Origin of the sequence: Serratia sp. (in: enterobacteria) (genome assembly GCF_046715635.1) — a bacterium.
In the GTDB taxonomy this organism is placed as follows: Bacteria; Pseudomonadota; Gammaproteobacteria; order Enterobacterales; family Enterobacteriaceae; genus Chania.
Map to the genome: position 1 here is coordinate 1 of NZ_JBKJYW010000474.1, position 2,565 is coordinate 2,565.

Below are 2,565 nucleotides of genomic sequence, written 5' to 3' on the forward strand. Positions count from 1 at the left end.
CGATGGCAGCGGATCGCCCCCTGGCCAAAGATCATCATGGTACGGGTCAGGATATTGGCACCATCCACCGTGATGGCGATCGGCGCGCCCTGGTAGGCACGGGCCAGGAAGTTGGCTTTGCCCAGCAAGATGCCTTTACCGCCGGTGATATCCATCGCATCGATGATGGCCTGCTGGCCACGGTGGGTACAATGATATTTCACGATGGCGGACAGCACCGCAGGTTTTTCGCCCTGCATCAACGCATAGGTGATCAGCGAGGCAGCGGCATCCATCACGTAGGTGTTACCGGCAATGCGTGCCAGCGGTTCTTCAATCCCTTCCATCTTACCGATAGAGATTTTGAACTGGCGGCGAATATGGGCGTAAGCGCCGGTCGCCAAAGCCACGGATTTCAGGCTGCCGGTGGAGTTGGATGGCAGAGTGATACCCCGGCCAACCGACAAGCATTCAACCAGCATCCGCCAGCCTTGACCGGCCATTTTTGGCCCGCCAATGATGTAATCGATCGGCACGAACACGTCGTTGCCGCGGGTTGGGCCATTCTGGAACGGCACGTTGAGCGGGAAGTGACGGTTGCCGATCTCCACCCCTGGGGTGTTGGTTGGGATCAACGCACAGGTAATGCCGGGGGATTCGTTATCGCTCAGCAGGCGGCTTGGGTCATGCAGCTTGAAGGCCAGCCCAAGCACGGTGGCAATCGGCGCCAGGGTAATGTAGCGCTTGTTCCAGGTCAGGCGCATGCCCAGCACCTGTTTGCCTTGCCATTCGCCCATGCACACGGTGCCTACGTCTGGGATGGCCCCAGCGTCGGAACCCGCTTCTGGGCTGGTCAGTGCAAAGCAAGGAATTTCGTCGCCGCGCGCCAGGCCTGGCAGGTAGTGATCTTTCTGTTCTTCAGTGCCGTAATGTTGCAGCAGCTCGCCTGGGCCGAGGGAGTTAGGCACGCCGACGGTGATCGCCAGAATACCTGAGACACCCGCCAGTTTTTGCAGGACACGAGCCTGAGCATAAGGGGAGAATTCTAGCCCGCCGTACTCTTTCTTGATGATCATCGCAAAGAAGCGGTGCTCTTTCAGATAGGCCCACAGCTCCGGCGGCAGGTCGGCCAGTTCGTGGGTGATCTGGAAGTCATTGGCCATGCGGCAGGCTTCTTCTACCGGACCGTCGATAAAGGCTTGCTCTTCTGCCGTCAGCTTGGGCTGCGGATAGTTGTGCAGCTTGTTCCAATCCGGTTGGCCGCGGAACAGATCGCCTTCCCACCAGGTGGTCCCGGCGTCGATGGCTTCTTTTTCCGTGGTGGACATTGGCGGCATCACTTTGCGGAAGGCGCGCAGTGCCGGGGCAGAAAGCAGTGAGCGGCGCAGCGAAACGATGTTCAGCGGCAGCAGCACGATTGCCAGCGGTACCAGCATCCAGTAGGTCCAAAGGCCAATAACGCCCATGGCCGCCGTATAGGCTAACAGCAGCAGACTGCTGAGAGCCAGATTCACTCGGTGATAAAACACCACACCAATGAGCGCGAGTAAAACAACGATACTAAGAACCATCATAAGAAGCTCCGAAGTAGTAAGAGGTCTGACCTGTTGTGTATATCTAATGGTTTTAGTCCATACCCATTTTTTTATCAATGTATTTACACTTTAATTACAACTTAAGTCACAAACTGACAGCATCAATTGTCAAAAAATCGCCGGGTCGTTTCACACTAGCGCTGTTTGCGTCGCAACGCTTCTAGGTTTTTCTGCAATCCGTTACACTGCGAGACGAAAGATTGACGATGCCACCGCACAACAAGAGGCGATCTCTATGTACCACGATTTAATTCGCAGTGAACTGAATGAAGCGGCTGATACTTTGGCTAAATTCCTTAGCGATGACGCCAACATTGATACCATCCAACGCGCGGCAGTGCTGCTGGCGGACTCCTTTAAAGCCGGCGGGAAAGTGATCTCCTGCGGTAACGGTGGTTCGCATTGCGATGCGATGCACTTCGCAGAAGAGCTGACTGGCCGCTACCGTGAGAATCGCCCAGGCTATCCGGCCATCGCGATTTCTGACGTTAGCCATCTGTCCTGCGTCAGCAACGATTTTGGCTATGAATACGTGTTTTCGCGCTATGTGGAATCCGTTGGCCGTGAAGGCGACGTGCTGTTGGGGATCTCCACCTCCGGCAACTCTGGCAACATCATCAAAGCGATTGAAGCGGCCCGCGCCAAGGGGATGAAAGTGATCACCCTGACCGGTAAAGACGGTGGCAAAATGGCCGGTAGCGCCGACGTGGAAATCCGCGTACCGCACTTTGGCTACGCTGACCGTATCCAGGAAATCCATATCAAAGCGATCCACATCTTGATCCTGTTGATCGAAAAAGAGATGGTTAAAGCTTAATGGATGTAGGGCGTGGCACTTGCTACGCCCTTGTACCCAATGTCAGTAGTCCTCAAGGGGTGGCAATCGATGTGTGAACTGCTCGGGATGAGCGCCAACGTACCAACCGACATCTGCTTTAGCTTTACCGGGCTGGTACAGCGCGGTGGCCGAACCGGGCCACATAAAGATGGC

Annotated in this window: 3 protein-coding genes; 2 read left to right on the plus strand and 1 reads right to left on the minus strand. The window is 55.6% G+C overall.

All coding sequences use genetic code 11. The annotated features are described in order from the left end of the window. On the minus strand, nt 1-1,553 hold a 1,553-nt coding region (locus ACLQ7H_RS24390), incomplete at its 3' end, for an acyl-CoA dehydrogenase (protein WP_411754897.1). 256 nt (nt 1,554-1,809) lie between these two features. Here ACLQ7H_RS24390 and lpcA point away from each other — a divergent pair. Next, on the plus strand, nt 1,810-2,391 hold the full coding sequence (gene lpcA, locus ACLQ7H_RS24395) for a D-sedoheptulose 7-phosphate isomerase (protein WP_021181931.1): 582 nt from the start codon (nt 1,810-1,812) through the stop codon (nt 2,389-2,391). 69 nt (nt 2,392-2,460) lie between these two features. Further along, nucleotides 2,461-2,565 (plus strand): class II glutamine amidotransferase (locus tag ACLQ7H_RS24400; RefSeq protein WP_411754898.1); only part of this gene is annotated, 105 nt, incomplete at its 3' end.